This is a genomic window from Enterococcus mundtii (assembly GCF_013394305.1).
GTDB classification, from domain to species: domain Bacteria; phylum Bacillota; class Bacilli; order Lactobacillales; family Enterococcaceae; genus Enterococcus_B; species Enterococcus_B pernyi.
In genome coordinates, this window is sequence record NZ_AP019810.1 from 281698 (window position 1) to 298099 (window position 16402).

Annotated in this window: 11 protein-coding genes and 1 pseudogene; 1 reads left to right on the forward strand and 11 read right to left on the reverse strand. The window is 36.1% G+C overall.

Translation table 11 applies throughout. The features are described from left to right. Window positions 1-75: 75 nt before the first annotated feature. The 10 genes and pseudogenes from hemW to HZ311_RS01370 all read right to left on the reverse strand — a co-directional run bounded on the left by hemW (window position 76) and on the right by HZ311_RS01370 (window position 12789). Entirely contained in the window at window positions 76-1257 is a 1182-nt protein-coding gene (hemW, locus tag HZ311_RS01325) for a radical SAM family heme chaperone HemW (protein ID WP_178946411.1), read from the reverse strand. A gap of 89 nt (window positions 1258-1346) precedes the next feature. Then, complete coding sequence (locus HZ311_RS01330) at window positions 1347-2729, reverse strand: tyrosine-type recombinase/integrase (protein WP_178946412.1); 1383 nt, start codon at window positions 2727-2729, stop codon at window positions 1347-1349. 119 nt (window positions 2730-2848) lie between these two features. Continuing rightward, entirely contained in the window at window positions 2849-4846 is a 1998-nt protein-coding gene (locus HZ311_RS01335) for a hypothetical protein (RefSeq protein ID WP_178946413.1), read from the reverse strand. A gap of 146 nt (window positions 4847-4992) precedes the next feature. Then, window positions 4993-5544: an EF0163 family protein gene (locus tag HZ311_RS01340; protein WP_178946414.1), complete on the reverse strand. Its 552-nt coding sequence runs from the start codon at window positions 5542-5544 to the stop codon at window positions 4993-4995. Window positions 5545-5558: 14 nt separating this feature from the next. Further along, a pseudogene (locus HZ311_RS01345) lies at window positions 5559-6590 on the reverse strand (phage tail tip lysozyme). Between the two features lie 35 nt (window positions 6591-6625). Next, entirely contained in the window at window positions 6626-8656 is a 2031-nt protein-coding gene (locus HZ311_RS01350) for a hypothetical protein (protein WP_178946415.1), read from the reverse strand. Window positions 8657-8670: 14 nt separating this feature from the next. Next, entirely contained in the window at window positions 8671-11175 is a 2505-nt protein-coding gene (locus HZ311_RS01355; protein WP_178946416.1) for an ATP-binding protein, read from the reverse strand. A 9-nt stretch (window positions 11176-11184) separates the two neighbouring features. Further along, on the reverse strand, window positions 11185-11574 hold the full coding sequence (locus HZ311_RS01360; RefSeq protein ID WP_178946417.1) for a conjugal transfer protein: 390 nt from the start codon (window positions 11572-11574) through the stop codon (window positions 11185-11187). A gap of 7 nt (window positions 11575-11581) precedes the next feature. Then, window positions 11582-11806, reverse strand: a complete 225-nt coding sequence (locus HZ311_RS01365) for a hypothetical protein (protein ID WP_178946418.1) — start codon at window positions 11804-11806, stop codon at window positions 11582-11584. Next, on the reverse strand, window positions 11803-12789 hold the full coding sequence (locus HZ311_RS01370; RefSeq protein ID WP_178946419.1) for a conjugal transfer protein: 987 nt from the start codon (window positions 12787-12789) through the stop codon (window positions 11803-11805). Before HZ311_RS01370 ends, HZ311_RS01365 begins: the two co-directional genes overlap by 4 nt. Before the next feature lie 150 nt (window positions 12790-12939). On the opposite strand from HZ311_RS01370, the gene HZ311_RS01375 reads away from it, so the two are divergent. Continuing rightward, entirely contained in the window at window positions 12940-13086 is a 147-nt protein-coding gene (locus tag HZ311_RS01375) for a putative holin-like toxin (protein WP_331251507.1), read from the forward strand. A 173-nt stretch (window positions 13087-13259) separates the two neighbouring features. Here the strand turns inward: HZ311_RS01375 and HZ311_RS01380 are convergent, their stop codons facing one another. Further along, window positions 13260-16352: an LPXTG cell wall anchor domain-containing protein gene (locus tag HZ311_RS01380; RefSeq protein WP_178946421.1), complete on the reverse strand. Its 3093-nt coding sequence runs from the start codon at window positions 16350-16352 to the stop codon at window positions 13260-13262. Window positions 16353-16402: the final 50 nt, after the last annotated feature.

A 16402-nucleotide genomic window follows, 5' to 3' on the forward strand; every position in this document is an offset into this window, starting at 1 on the left:
ATCAGTCTTTTAATCATAAAAAAATTGATCAAATCGTTTTTTTATTTCGTTGTTATAAAAAATTTAAACAATCATTCAGTCGTTTATCAAGTCCTTATCCAATAAAAACCGTTCGAAGACATTATTTCCCAAAAAAGTTCCTTTTTGTGTCAAATATACTCGGTCTTCTTCATTCACTAACAACTCTTCTGCTACTAACTCATCCAGGACAGATTGATACAACGATTCAATCGATCGACCATAACGCTGTAAAAAGTGTTGCCTCTCAATGCCCACCTTTTTTCTTAAACCAAGAAACATCTCTTCCTCAATTTGATTTTTACGAGATAACTCTTCACGTTCTAATACCGGTAGCTCACCTTCACGTAACGGACGCAAATAATGTTGGATCGGACCTTTATTTCGATATCGCGTATGATCCAAATAGCCACTTGCCCCTGCGCCAAAACCGAAATAGTGATCATTATTCCAATACATCAAATTGTGTTGCGATTCATGACCAGCTAAACCAAAGTTACTGATCTCATATTGATGACGTTGGTGTTTTTCCATCGCCGCAATCGTTTCTTCAAACATCCGTGTCTCCGTCTCTTGATCTGGCAATTGCAGCCGACCTTGTCGAACCCAATTCATAAACATCGTTTTATTCTCTAAAATCAATGAATAAAGAGAATAATGAGGTAAGTCTAAGGCTAATGCCCGCTCCAAAGTATCAAGATAGCCTTCTAACGTCTGCCCAGGTAACGCATAGATCAAATCAATGCTGACATTTGAAAAATTTTCCGCCTCTAAAAATCGCATTGTTTCATAGACATCTTCCGCCGTATGTTTTCGACCAATTTTCTTTAATAAGCGATTATCAAAGGTCTGGACCCCCATCGATAAACGATTGACCCCATAATTCTTCATTACTTGTAGCTTTTCCCTGGTCAAATCACCAGGATTCGCTTCCACCGTAAACTCTTTTCCTTCATTAAAAGGTAAGATCTCTCTGGCACCAGACAATAGTCGATCGAGCTGCTTAGCCGATAAAGAAGTCGGCGTTCCACCACCAACATACAGCGTCTCCAATTCATTCACCGGACGACGCTCTATCATGATCGCCATTTCCTTTAGTAGCATTTCGACATACTCATCCACTGGTTGACCTTCTAGAAACACTTTATTGAAGTCACAGTAATAACAAATATGTTCGCAAAATGGGATATGGATATACGCAGAAACCTTATGTTCTACGGATTTGTTTGTTTCTTTCATTGTTTTTTCTTTCTCCTTACGTCAAAAGTCGTACCGCTTTTCGACCACTCTTATATACGCATACTAAACGTATTTAACAAACAAATCCACTAAAAAATCCAAGAATCGACTTCTTGGATCACTTTTTCTTTCGTTGCGCTGGACACTTGGTTGTAAATTTCCAGTGTTGTTTTCATATTGGAATGACCAACACGATCCATGATGGCTTTGATTGGGACGCCAGCTTCAGCCAAGAGAGAAATATGTGTGTAGCGAAAAGTATGAGTAGTAACGTGCTTATTAAACGCAGGATATTTTTCTCTTAAGATATCTTTCACACATTTCACTGGTTTTTTATTGCTACCACGTCCATTCATAAACTCATTAAATGAATGATAAACGACTGGCGTACCATTTTGTGTTTGGAAAATCGTAGTTGAGAAAAGAAATTGTTCAGAAGCCCTCACTTTTTTGTGATAAGAAGTCTGGTTCTTTCGCTGATACGTCTTTATAAAAGTTCCTTTTTCTCTTTGTTTCATCTCTTTTTGTCTCGCTTCATTTAGTTGAATCCTATTTCTAATAATCGCAAGCGAACGATCATCCAAATCGATTTCTCGAATGGAGGAAATAGTCTTTGGCGGATTGCGTATGTATTGCTCAATCGTTCTACAAGCTGCCACTACGCCTTCATCAATCACTAACTTCTTTGACTGAAAATCCACTTTCTCAATTGTCAACGCACTTAATTCACCAATCCTTAAGCCGTTTCGAATCAAAAATTCCGCCATGTCTAAGTACAGTTTTCCCATCTTATTGATTTCATGATTACTTTCATATTTCTCATCGATTACTTGGAAAAGAGTACGGATCTCCTCTTTCTCTAGAAACTTCTTTTTTCTGCGTTGAATCGCTAATATTTTTCGGTCATTGGGGATTCTCAAAATAACCTTATTCAAATCGAATAAGACTAAATCATGCCGATAACCATAAGCGAGAATTTGTTTAAGTAAAGAACGAATCTTTTCTAATGTTGCTTTTTCTAGAAGCGTTTTGCTTTGTTTTGAGCGGATCGCTAAGATATCTGCCCAAGCCCCTTCCACGAACAAAGGAGTCAGTTGTTGCAGTCGCAGATTATTAGCAAAATGTGGTTGAAGGTATCGGCGAAGAATTTCTTTTTGATAATGGACGGTTGTTTGACGTACCGTGGGCGACCAAGCTTTTAACCAAAGTGACGATAATTCACCAAACGTTTCACAATAGTTCGCATCAGCAAACATCGAATATTTTTTGAACTCTTTTCCAATCTGTTCCTTCAGATAGCGTAATGCTTGTTTTTCACTTTTAAATCCTTTTGCTTTCCAGTTAACACTTTTCTTTCGCGTCTTTTCTTTGACTGGATCATAATAAACTTGAAATGTACGTAAATATTTCTTCTTATCAACCGTAGTATATGAACTTCGAAGATACTGTTTGAACTCTGACGGCCGCAGCAACTCTCCCTCCTTTCACAAAAAAACGTATAAGTAACAGGTTCCCCTTTTACTTATACGTCTATAATATTTTTTTCGTAATTAATTTAGATCACTTAAGAGAATAAAAACGTTCGCTCAAATTAAGCATCTATACCTAACACCAGTTCTTCATTTATTTTTACAATGTAAAAAACTAAAATAATTAATATATAGAAATAATCTTCTTCATCTCCCTTAATAATAGATCCATGAGAATATTTATTTCTCAATCCGAGTGCGTTATCAAACATAGAATTATTTAGGATGTAATTTAGATAGTCAACTTCAGGTTTAGCAAAAAGTGTAGTTTCATTAACTAATAAATCTTCCTTTAACATCTCATCTATTTCTTTTTGTAGTTCGTTTAATTCCTTTTTCCTACTTAACTTTTGAATTCCATGATGATAGTGAATAACACCATATTTATAAAGAACTGAAAATATTAAAACCCTAATTACTTGTTTTTCTGTCATATATATTTCTTCATCCTGATTTACAGAGATAATTCTATTATTAACTAAAAAATCAATATGCAATTGTTGATAATTACGGTACATACATTTTTTTATCTTATTCTCATTAATTAGCTGTACAAAACTATGTGCATTAAATTCTTTATCAATATATATTAAATCTGATTGATCCGAGAATAACAAATGTAAGATTTTTTGTATATTTTGTTTTTTTTCATTTATATAGATATATTTTTTATCTAACAAACTTTTTAGAGAACTGAGAACTGGTGTTGATTCTAACTCAAATAACTCTCTATCTATTTCCTTCTCCTCAGTATATAATTTCCATTGCTTCCTTATTTGTTCTTCTAAAGTCACTAAATTTTTAATTTGAATGTTTAGTTTTTGTGTTTCATCAGCAAAATCTAAAGGTAGCCAATCTACATTAAAATTTTCCTTACTGTAAGCTGAAAAGAAAAAAACTAGTAAATCTTCTATTCTTGAACCAGTAATCTCCTTTATTCTTTCTTGAAATACTTTGAATGTTAGTAAAATCAAATAATTCTTATTAATAAAGTAAGGGGTAAGTTCATAAGATTTTTTTGTATAAACCCCTGAGAAAACTCTACTAAAAGTTGAACTTTCCCAATTAGGAAAACTGGGTAAATTAAAAATCCAGTTATCTGTAAAAAAATACTCAAAATACATCATGTACTCTAGTAGATTCTCTGGATAATTTTCTTTTTCTAGATATTTCAAGTCAACTAAAGTCTTAAAACCTAGTTCAGATTTGTCATAATTTTCTTTATCAATGTATACTCCAAAACTATACCCAATCCCTCTATTTATTGAAGTACTCTCTTCGCTGAACAGCTCTTCTTCCATTTCTTTGCTTCTTTTTCTAGCTTTTAGTTGTAGTTTTGCATCAATAGATAATTCTTTCAATCCCATAATTCCATCGCCTATTAACCGCGTATAGTTCAAATTCACGAATTCATATCCAATATATAGTTCACAGAATCTATACATTTCATCTTTAGTAATATTACTTGGAATAAAATAACCGGGCCTGTCTGAAGTATAATTGCTTAAAAGCAATTCAAAATTACTAGGGTCTTTCAAAAAATATTTTTTTATTATTAGAGGAAATTCATTCATAAAATATTGACTTTTTAAAAAGTGAGAAATTGGGATTGAATAGTTTTGTATACATCCATCGAAATCATCCTCACTAATTTTTTCATTTAACTTATATTTTTCAAAACATTCTAAAAAATCGTCTATAAATAAAATCTGACTATATTTGTCTAACTCTATTCTTTCTGATTTTTTTATTATATTTTTTTCCACTTCTTCTGGAGAAAAGAAGTATTCAAAACTCTGTAATATATCATCTTTAGATAATTTATTAAAAAAAATAGATATTGACTTATTAATTGCACTCACAGCTTTTTTTACATCTTCTTCGGTTAAAGAACTAGGATAAACTTTATATTTTAAAAATTTCAAAACATTGTAAATTTCTAAAATATCTAATAAGTTATCCACTTCTACTTCCCCAGAATTTTCTATAATATTTTTTATTCTTTCAAAATGGGAAGAGGTTGATAAATCTGATAAACCATAAAACTTAACTCGTTCCATCATATTTCTCCTTTAAAAAGTTCAAAGTTAGTTTTTTATTTAAAGTTTATCACAGTACCGATTACTTCATGTAACAATTTTTTGAGAATAAATGAATTGTAACTACGAATATTAACCTATCACAACTTAAAGTATAGGTTTTTATTTTAATACTCCCTCTTCAACGTATTATAGGTCATTTCTGCAATCCTCCCATCTTCTACCTTTGCCACTAATAGGACGCGGACGGTAGAGCCGTTTTGCTGACATTCCAACAATACGGCTGCTTCTTCTTCCTCATTTTGAAAAATGGAGATGATTTTTCCGGAACTTTCTAACATGATTCCTGTTTCAACATCGATTCCGTTTAGCTGGATACATTCTTCCGTCATCAGTTCTTTTAATTTTCGGTTGCGGTGATCGATACTTGAGAAATTGGCATAGGCTTCTCCATAAGCAGTTAACAGCTCCAAATTATCTACGACTATATTTTTCTTGTCTGAATCGCTTGGTTCTGTTTCTTGCGTTTCTTCTTTTGATTCTGTGGTAGCTGTTGTTTCTTCAGGAATAGCTTCTTGTTTCTTGGTATTTCCAGTCTCTACGATCTGCATAGGCTTTGATTCTTCCACAGTCGAAGTCGTTTCTTGCTGTGTTTCCCTACACGCAGACAAAAACACTGATAATAAAGTAATCATTGATAACATTACTTTTCGTCTCATTTTTTTCTTCCTTTCTATTTTTTTCGTACGATACTTGCCACAGTGGTAAATTCTCTCCCCCATTGTCGGCTGTATCTCGCACAGATTTGTCCTTGTTCCGCATTTTGCTCATAGGTAGTAAATGCGCCGTTTCCTTCGACACTGGCAATAATTCCAGTATGTCCATAAATCCCTGGTGCAATCGGATTGCCTGCATACCAGTTGATTACATCTCCCGCTTTGATATCTGAAGGCTTTGGATCAAAAATGACTTCCCAGCCGTAACTTTCCCAATCATAATCACTGCCAATCAATTCCGCATACATAAATCCTGAGCCCATCAGTGTGGGACCACCTAATTTCTCAACATAATAAGCGGTCAGTCCATAACATTGTCCATCATAGATCTCTTGACCTAAAACAGCTTCTAAAATATCGATTTTCCCTCCACCGATATTGGCAGAACCGTCACCTAAAGAACCTGTCGTTAAACGTTTATACCAATTATTGGCACTTGTTTTCCGCTTGACTTGCTCAATAGGATCATCTTTCGTACCAGCACGTTCCCAATATTTCAGGATATCGACTGCCAAAGAATTGATATCTGTTCCTTGCGACATTCGTTTCAATAATTCACTGTCAGAACCATCATGATACCAAGCAAAATCTAATTGAAACGAAACGGCGCGCCAGTCTTTCTTTTCTTCTTCCGCTTTGGTCAACAGATTGACACGTCGTCCAGAATCCCATTGTGCTAACCCCATGGCATAGCCGCCGATAGAAGGATTGAATGCCCAAACAGAATTAAATGCTAAGTCACTTTGGATACGAGAAGGAATCAACCCACTTTCATGTTCCATGTTTCCAATCCAGGCAGCCGCAAATTCTCTTGTTCCTCCTTTTTCTAGAACAAAGTTAAAAACTTCCAGCGCTACTTGTTCCTAGGGCGTTGCTGGGTCAAAATGTGCAGAGTCGCCTGTTTCTCCAGAAAAGATACTTAAAAATAATAGGAAGGGTACTAGGAATAGAAAAGCACCTCCCAAAAGTACATACGTAAGTTTTTTCATTTTTCACCTCATTTCCACAAAAAAGAAGACTGATTTTATAACCAGTCTTCTATCTCTTCTTCCTGTTCCTCTTCAGCACCAAAAAATTGGTCATCGTTTTGTTCCAAACTTGTAAAATTCTGTTCAGACGAATCAATTACTTCAGTATTCTGCTCATATCTATTGTTGGTATTATTCTCTGAATAGTTCGCAATGAATTCTTGATCTTGTTCGTGATCAAAGTAGGCTTTTTCTTCTTTTTCAAATTGCAGTTCATCGAAATTGTCGATTGTTACACTTGAATTATCAGTATCAGACATCGTTTCTAGTTCCAGTGAGTTTTCTTGTTCCACTGATTCGGATTCTGTATTCTCAACAATTGGTTCTATTTCTAAATCAGCTTCAGTATTTTCTGGTGGTTCAGATACTACCGTTTCATCTGCGATCCATTCATCGGACTCACTTAAAGAATTATCAAAATCTGTTTCTTCTCCCTCCAACTCTGGCAAAGTATCTTCCAATGAATTATCGATTTGTTCTTCTTCTGATACTTCTTCAAAAACCGCTTCGATTTCAGGCGTTACTTCATCAACATCTTGTTCTTTTTCTTCTATGTCGAAACTTTCTTCAGGTGCTGAATCTTCTTCCATTTCTGGATTAAAGAATGAACGCAATCCCTGTTTGATCCCTGTGAATTGACCTGTTTCATCGACAAAATGTTCTTTCCCAACATTTAAGGCTTTATCTGGCAAAAGTGCATCTGCACCACTCATTACCATACCCGCATTTCCAGTATAAGCACCCGCAGCAACCTGAGCTGTTCCTACACCTACTTCAGTCACTCGTTCTGCTCCTTCTTTGACTTTTTCATTGAGTTGTTTTTCAAAGAACGGCTGCTCGATTTGACCATCTGAGAAGAAACGCAATAAGCGATAACGATTTTTCCATAACGTTTTGATCATGACGATTTTTACAACGATCATAATGATTCTTGTGCCTAATAAAACAATGCCGCCTGACAGCACGTTCAATAAACTTTCGTTGACTGTTTCAGCGACATTTAGAAACACTTGATCAACTAATTGATTCATCCAAAAGAGTACAGATAGGAAAACGCCATAAATGACTGGCATAAAGGATACGCCGACAAGGGCTTTAAAGAATTTGAATAGAAGCATTTGGCAACGTGGAAAGAAAGAAGCAAGCGCAATGACTGGAAAAGCAAGGATCAATAAATTAATCGCCATTTGCATGATTGTTAACATCACACTTACGTATAAGCTCGGTAAAGCTAGGACGAGTAAATTGATTACACCAACCCAAATCGCAAAACTTTTCTCCATGGTTTTCGCGCCATCTTGCGCAAAGTAAGGATTTTCTTTCTCTAAAGACTCAATATACTTGTCTCTTTCTTTCAGAAATGTTTCTTTGTCACTTTCTGATAAACCTGGTTCTTGCAATAACTTTTTTTCTTCTAGTTTTTCACCATTTGGCATTGTCCCATCTAACGATCCACTATTTACATAATTAAAGGTTTGTTGAATCGTCGCATCAAACATACTGCTTTGATCCGCACCTGATTCATAGGTAGTACCAGAAAGGAAGTTGCTTCGAATGGAAGAAGCTATGCCATTTAATGACTTAATAATAAAAATAGGGACATCTTGGGTGGTTACATGCCCATTTTGATTGGTTGAAGAAACTTGACCAAACCAACCGAAAAACAATAAAAATACTGCAGCATAATGAAGCAATACTTTTGAAAAATTACGTCGATTCGAGAAGAAACTGACCAATAAATAATAGGCACTGAACAAGATTGCCAATCCCATCAATGTACGCGTACCGAATTGAGTACCACCAAAATTATCTAAAATTTTTACAGACATCTCATAAGCTTCGGTTTGTCTTGCGATAAAATAGTCAGATTGATTCAACACACTTTCACAAAATAGGAAGAAAGAAACACAGAGCTTCAGTATAAAAAAAGGGACGCCTACAAAAAACCAATTTACAGCTTGCCAACCTTTATCAAGTAAGCCGCCGCCCACTGTATAAGCATCATAACTATCAATCAAATAATTCATTCCTTACCTCCTTCCTATACAGCAAAACGATTCTCCATGACGGAAGCCTCAGTATCATCAACTGTTTTGAATAATTCCAACCATTCCTCAAAAAGTACATGGACGACCACCCGATTTGTTTGCCCAAACATATCTTTCAGCAAGCATTGTCCCTGGACCATATTCGAAACCCATTTCATATTCTGTTCATTGTTTGGCAGATTCAAATAACTCAATATACCTTCACGATTCTGTACTTCATCAAAACAAATCACCGTTCCAAATCCTGTACCGTCTTCTTTATCATCTAAATCATTGACCGATTGAGTGATCAATACTAAAAAGTTATTGAAGGAACGCCCGATCCGCTTCATCGATTTCAAAATTGCCTTTCCTTCTGGAGACGATTGGAAGATCCAACTTTCATCAAAGAAAGTCACCGTTTCTTCTTTAGGATTTCTTGAACCAAATTTCGAACAAAACGTTCCTAAAGCAAACATCAATGTGACAGACAATCGCTTGTTTTCATCCATATGTTCATTTTTGTCTGTTGGCAAATCTAAATCTTCAATTTCTAAAATGGTGACTTTCTTTTCAAAAGAGAGCCCTGGTGTTTCGCCATGGGAAAAAGCAAGTTCCAAAATGGATTCTTTGATTGTCGAAAGTAAAAAACGTCCCATATCCTCTACATCAGGAATAGGACTTTTAGCTAATCGCTCGATTACGTGCCAGAAACCAACTTTGTTACCCGATTTTCGTTCCTTCACGACTGCAGCAATTGTCTCATTAATTTCTGTTTTTTGTTTCAAGTTCCAGGTACCTTCGTAAATATTGGTTAACATCGCTTTTGCGGTCGCAATCGCTTCTGTTTCATCGAATAAAACAATTGGGTCCAATACACCTCTGTTTTTCTTATCCCGGACATCTAAGGTCACAAAATTAAAGGAGTGGACAAATGCAACATCTAAAGGATATTTTTTCTGATAGGTTGGATCATCGATTGTTCGCATGAATTGGCAGCGCATTTCTTTTTTTGGATCGATATACAATACACGGTCTTTTAATGTTGCACATTCCATAAATAATTTTTTTGCCGTAACAGATTTTCCATTTCCAGTATCTCCAGTCAGTGCCCAGTGTGGATTATTGGTTTTCTTACCTATTACATCTTGTTTATTCGCTAAAAACATATTCATATAGATCAGATTTTTCGAGTTAAGAAGAATACTCTTTCGGTCTTCTTTTTCTTCTAAGGTCGTGTCTACACGTCCAAAATAATAACCCAGGCTGGTACCAGCTTTCAGTGACGTGAAAAAATTCAGCTCCGCAAACGATTCGATGGTGCTAGTATGTTGCCATTTTTTCTCTTTCATTCGCAGAAAATTACCAAACAATGTGGATTGGAAAAGATACGGATTATCAAAGGCTGCTTTTAACAAAGGAATTCCTAATCCATCAAATCGATTGATCAGGTATTTTTTTCGCGCTTGCATTTGCTTCTTGGAACTTCCGCAAACAACCAGGTAAGCCTTCCAATCGATAATATCGACGCCATCATCGATTTTTTGATTCAGGTCATCTAAAGACGCTTGTCCTTCAATGATTTTTCGTTTTTGTTTTGATCCTGCTAAATGTGCTTCTTGCATAATATTTTTAGTTCTTGTTCGTGCCCTAGAAGAACGTCCAGATAAAGCTAATTGTCCCTTACTCTCAGCAAAAGTTGCTTGTATTTTAACTTCAACTGGGAAAGGCATCTTTTGGACGATTTCCAGTAAATGGTTCCCATCTAAAAAAACACCCATATCGCCAACAGGCAAATAGGAAACGTAACTTTCTCCTTCTTCACATTGGAATTTCAATCCACCTGAGAAAACAGGATTGATTTTTGTTGCCATCAAATTATCTAGGTTTTGACTGGCTAAAATATCTTGTCTTTCATGAGGGATATTTTTCAAAAATTGATAGGCTTGATAGTAATACAGTTCATCTTCTGTCAGACGTTCGACTAAAAGCTCCGATAGATTCTGGTATACTTCCTGTTCTTGTTCCTGGTAATTTTTATACCACTCCTCTTCTAACGCTAAATCAAAGCCTAATCCTGTCACAACTGTTTCGGTCACATGGTTCAATGCTCTTGTCACATTTTCTTTCAAATCGATTGCAATATCTTTTTTTACTAGCGGTACACCAATGATCCAAGCATATTCATAAACCATGCCCATCTCATTTTCTAACATCATTGCTGTCTTCTTTAGTTTATCGACACCAACTGCATAATTTTCAACGTCAATCAATGAACGCATCGCTCCCATTTTCCCACGGATATCTGCATTCACTGGTAATAAATTGATCTCGAACCCACCGCTTGTTTTTAACCTCTTTAGCGCACGGGCAACTTTTTTCTTTGTCTTTTGTTTCTTTTCAAAATCCGTCAGCATTACTGTTTCAGAACGTACCCTGTAATAAGCAATCGCTGATTTTTCTTTGGTTAGTACCATGTTTTTCTTCATGGTCTCTAACAGCGGATATTCAAGCTGCATATCATTCTCCTATCTTTTAAATGAAATTTCTTCCAGTTCCTTGACTCGTTCAAATGCAATAATGGGACGTTGATCAAAAACGAAATTCAGAAGATAAATAAAAAAATCTTTTAGAAAAAGATTGGCTGATTTTCCATCGAGCTCCGTTTCAGAATACCAACGTGCAATTTTATTTGGCAGATACAACATCACCAATAAATTTAAATCGATACCGAAAATCGTTGGTAAAGAAACATTCATCCAAAAAATCCCAATTATGATTAACCAAAAGAACAGCATCAATACATAAGAAAGATTTAATGGCTGAGCAAATACCCATACGACTTTTCCTTTTGGTGAACGTATCACTTGTAAAGAGTAAGGAGCTCTTAACCCTCGTGAATAATCGTAATATTTCATTTCTCCCTCACATTCTGATACCAAATAACGTCAGTACCCATCGCACAAGAGTAAAAACATTTCCTCCCTGATTGGTAGCAAAGTCGTTCAGGATCAAAGCGATCAAAATCACCGAAATGATTTTGAGCCATTCAGCGCCTCTCCAATGTTTTAAGATCAGTAGAATGACACCGAAAGCTAAAATAGTGACAAAACTGGTTCTCAAAAAGTTATCTAAATTCGTGATATTCATAAATTACCTTCCTCTTCCGTAAAATAATGTTTTAGTGTATTCACAAAATATGAGTTTTCTGTCTGTGTGATCCAAAGAGAAAAATCTTCTGTATGGGTCAAACTCGTTTTCTTGTCTGCAAAAGTAACAGAGACTTGTATTCCTCGAACGTCTTCTTGATTGGTTTCAAAATAATGAACCTCATTGAAATCTACAGAGACAAATTCAGTTGTTCCTGTCGTTTGAACTGGTTCTTTCATCAAAAGCATCATTTCTTGTTTATCAGCATCAGCATATTTTTCAAAAAACATCGCTAGAAATTTCTCAATGGCTTCTTTTTCTTGAGTAGGCACTTCCATGCGTTCTTCTCCTTGCGTCAATGCTTCCGTTTTTCCTTGTGGCAAAGCAGCCGCTAGGAAGTAAGGTCTGCTGACGATCGAGAACAAATGGTTTTTCGTCTGGATCGGCAATACCATATCTTGCGTGATCGTTTCTGTTTTGTCTTCCGTAGTTACTTCATACGTGACATTTACATAAACGAGTAAGCAGTCACTTTCTTCTTTCACTTGTACCAATGAAGCTTCTTTAAATTCCCTTGAAAAATCGAGTACTGTTTTTCCTGTTTCATCAATCGTTTCAACATCCATAGATAAATAATCAGATAAACGCTCTAAGCGATCTTTTTTCTTTCCTTCGTCTGCAGACGTATCATAATCCATGTATTCTTTGACAAAATTTGTTGCATAAAAAGAAAGAGCAGCGTAATCGTATACCTCTTGGTTACTCTGTTCTTCTGGCAGTTTTTCGCTTATCTTTTCCACTTTATTTGCTAAGTTGTCAAAATTAGTGGCGACAACATTTGCTCGAACGACACCAACAACCGAAGAAATAGCTATGACACTAAAAACTGAAAATACCAGACGATTCGCTTTTTTCTGAGAAAGGCGTTTTGTCCTTGGTGCCTTTTCCTTTTTCTCCTTCTTTATGATCTTTTTTAAATTCATGTTTCCTCCTTGTTCCTTATTTTTAGGCAAAAAGATAGACCTAGTTATTCTTGAGATTTCAAGGTGATAACTAGGTCCATATGCTATAATTATTACTAGACAGTAAAGTTTAATGACGGTGGCTATCCAATAGAAAGCGGGGTGGTGCTTATGCACATAAATCCAAACTTTTCAGAAAGGAGAAGCCTTTTGTCTGTGGAAGCAGCGTTAGGGCTAATGATCAGTTTTGGATCTTTGATCGCAACACTGATTTTTGGCATTCTAACTTTAGCCCACAAAAATGACAAAAAGAAATAGCCGTCACTTTAGCGAGCCGACTAGCTATTTCTTCTTGAAATATTTAGATTAAATCGTCACCGTCTTTAGCGGTGCTGTCAAAAGGGAACTGTTAGCGCAGTTCCTTTTTTCGTGTTCATTATACCATGGCTTCTCATTTTAATTCAATTGTTTTAACGAAATGGCTTTGTTCATTATTTTTTATATTTATTTAATCCTATCAAAGCAACAAATGCAATCAACAAGATTCCTACCAACACACTTAGAATAGATCGTGCACTTCCTGTTTCTGGCAGTCTTTCTTGGATTTGTTTTGGTTCAGGATTATCCGGCTCCTCTTCCTTAGACTCTGGCTGCTCTGGTGTTTTGAATGTGACAGTCTGTTCTTTACTGGTCAAATCATCTTCTCGCCCTACTTCGTTTTCCTGTTCTTCTTCATAGTACAGGATATGCGTAGCAGTTAACTGGTCACCATCATTTAAAGTATTTGCAGCCAAATCTAAAAAGACCTCAAATTCATCTTCTTTGTTCTTAGCAGTGTAAGTTGACGTGTCTTCACTGACAACTTCTCCAGTTTTAGTATTTTTGTATTGAGTGAAAACTGTGTAAGTATGCCCAATCTCGATTGCTTCTCCTTCAACCCAAACGACGTCTCTCAAACGATTGTCTATTGTTGGATCGATTTCTTTGTTTCCATCACTATCTGTAAAGAGCGAAGCTAGTACCAAATCTTCCCGTTCATTGTAGGCTTCCAGTACAATAAGCTCTCCGTCATTTTCCACTGTAACTGAAAAATCGATTGACTCTTCCAATGGCAAATATCCATCCAATTGTGCTGTTTCGATAAATTTATACGAACCATAAGGCAAGTTTTCCACTTGGATTTTCCCTTCTTGATCCGTCAAAAACTCATCGATCAAGATTTCTTTTTCTTCATTTTCCTCGTCCTTTTCGATTCTGTATAATTCAAATGCCACATTTTCTAACGGTTGCTCATTTAGACGATCACGCTTGATCAATTCTACTGTTTGTCTAGCTAGTCGGTTGGGTACTTCTAAGCGAATCAGAGCATTTACATCCTCTTCTGTCACGCTAAATACTAAAGGCTCTTCTAAGGGAACATACCCTTCAGGCGCTTTCATTTCATGAAGTTCATATCGGTCAACACCCCAAGGAAGACTTTCCGTTGTAACGATTTCTCCTTTTTCATTCGTTTCAAAAATTTCTGTCTGTTCTGTATCATTTGGGCGAACCATTGAAATAAACGCCCCTTCCCCACCATTTGCCCATGTATCGAAAATTTTGAACTGAGCGCCAGCATACGGAATATTTTCTCCAGTTTCTTCATCTACTTTGACAATATGCAAACGTGACTCAATGATTCGGTCCTCCAACAAGAAGAAATGAGTATAGCCCTCTTCCGTGATTGTGACGTCAAAAGGTTCAATTAATAAATAGCCATCAACACCTTGCGTTTCCGCGATCGTATAGGTATCATAAGGCAAGTTTTCAAACTTAAAGTACCCATTCTCACTTGTTACTTGAACATATTCCTGTCCGGTTGTATGAGAAGTAGCGGTTAACTCCACACCCTCTAACGGCGGTTTCACATCACCTGATTGGTTGGTCAATCGTTCGAGCATTTCCGTAAATGTTTTGGGGATTAATGGTCTCGACCCAAATTTATAACCTTCCATATGACCTTTAATGACACGATCAGTCACTGTTTTCTGGTGGATCGCTACTGTTTCATTTTGACCTGCATAAGTTAAATTAACTGTATACTTCGTTGGATCTAAAATGTAGCCTACAGGTGGCTCTACTTCTTGTAAATAGTAGGTACCAAGTTTTAGTCCTTTAATTTCTGCTTGTGAAATCCCATCTACATCTTCCATCGTCAAGCGACCGGCTAGCTTTCCATCAGCACTTGTTAATTCATAAACAGCCCCAGTTAATTGTGCAGCTCCTTGTGGCTGATTCCCTGTCTCCTCATCTTCTTTGATCACAGTTAAATTTGCTAGTTGTTCTTGATTGTCTAACGAAATCGTTGTGGTTTCGTTTGCCTTGATGGTCAGTGTTTGAGGATTAGAATTTAAAATATAGCCATCCGGCGCTTTGATTTCTTGGATCGTCACCTTTGTATCTACCAATAAATCATTCCAAGTCGCATAGCCATCCGTTCCACTTGTCAGTTCTTTTGTCTGACCATCCGATGTAGTAAAACGAAAAACGGCACCTGCAAGTGGTTGCTTGGTGGTTTGATCCACTTTGCGGACTCTTGCATTACCGTTTTTTTGAACATTGATCTGAAAATTTGTACGAACTGGATCATTCACTTTTCCTAACATCACATTCTGTGTATAGGGATTTTCATATACCACAATCGCACCTTTATAGCTACCATCAATATTGTATTGAAATTCAATTTTACTACTAGTAGGTGCCTCTTTAGTTGCTGTAATAGTTACTTGATTACCTTGTCTAGTAATCGATAATCCTTGTGGCGTTGAAACAGGAGTACTTTCATAGTTGTTAAATGCTCCTGTTGTATCAGTTAACGTTTTACTCTCTCCAACTTTTAAAGTTACTGTTTGTCCTTGAAAAGAAGGATTAGTATAAAATCTGTCCACGTTAGCCATAACTTCAGACTTAAACACCTGATAATCTGCCATCGAAAGTACTCCAGACATATTGAGTGGCATTATTCCTTGTTGTTCCCAACTTAAAAGCTGTGTCATAATCTCTTTGTATAATGTATGACCGGTAACAATGATACCATAATACTTAATCAATGATATTCTTTCCATCAATGCGGTATTTTGGAACACAGCTGTATATCCTCCATTTGAGCCAACATTTAGAGCAACTCCTTGTTCGATACATATCGCAATTTCTCCATTGACACGCTTACCGTACCAACCGTATTCTCTATTTCCATTGGATAATTGAATATCAATATTCGCTACGTTTGTACTAGGATCTACATAGACAATGCTGTCTCCTGCTCGAAGTTTACTATCAAAATTAAGCATCTCACTAATTGGAGTCTCGCTATAATTTTCTGCGGTAGTTGTATAAAGTTTTCCATCTTGACCTTGTACTAACTTGTTTTTCTTTAAAAAGTCATTTACTTTTTCTTGATCATTGACTGCTTCATTTTCTAATTGAATAGTTTGATCGTTAGTTTCAATGGTTGTTGCAACAGCTAATAAACCTTGACCTAAAAATGAAGTTAAAAGCATACCAATAATGAACCAGATTCTTAATTTGATTTGAAATTTTTTCATGTATGTTCTCCTTATATTTTTTACAAAAGAAAAAGCCTTCAATGATTGAA